Origin of the sequence: Burkholderia sp. BCC1998 (assembly GCF_905339875.1) — a bacterium.
Classification (GTDB): domain Bacteria; phylum Pseudomonadota; class Gammaproteobacteria; order Burkholderiales; family Burkholderiaceae; genus Burkholderia.
The window spans coordinates 1-482 of sequence record NZ_CAJPHE010000103.1 but is presented as its reverse complement, the minus strand read 5'-3'; the positions used below and the strand labels follow the sequence as shown (position 1 = coordinate 482).

1 protein-coding gene is annotated in these 482 nt (G+C 65.1%); it reads left to right on the top strand.

Features of this window, described 5'->3' with window-relative positions; translation table 11 throughout:
• Nucleotides 1-482: SDR family NAD(P)-dependent oxidoreductase (locus U5A56_RS36980; RefSeq protein WP_321927428.1), on the top strand; the 482-nt coding region annotated here is incomplete at both ends.

Below are 482 nucleotides of genomic sequence, written 5' to 3'. Positions count from 1 at the left end.
GGCAAGACCGCAGTCGTCACGGGCGCCGCAAGCGGCATCGGCAAGGAAATCGCGCTGGAGCTCGCGAAAGCGGGCGCGGCCGTGGCGATCGCCGACCTGAACCAGGACGGCGCAAACGCGGTTGCCGACGAGATCGTCAAGGCAGGCGGCAAGGCGATCGGCGTCGCGATGGACGTGACCAACGAGGAAGCGGTCAACAGCGGCATCGACAAGGTGGCCGACACGTTCGGCTCGGTCGACATCCTCGTGTCGAACGCGGGCATCCAGATCGTCAACCCGATCGAGAACTACGCGTTCTCCGACTGGAAGAAGATGCAGGCGATCCACGTCGACGGCGCGTTCCTGACGACCAAGGCCGCGCTCAAGCACATGTACAAGGACGATCGCGGCGGCGTCGTGATCTACATGGGTTCGGTGCACTCGCACGAAGCGTCGCCGCTGAAGTCGGCGTACGTGACGGCCAAGCACGGGCTGCTCGGTCT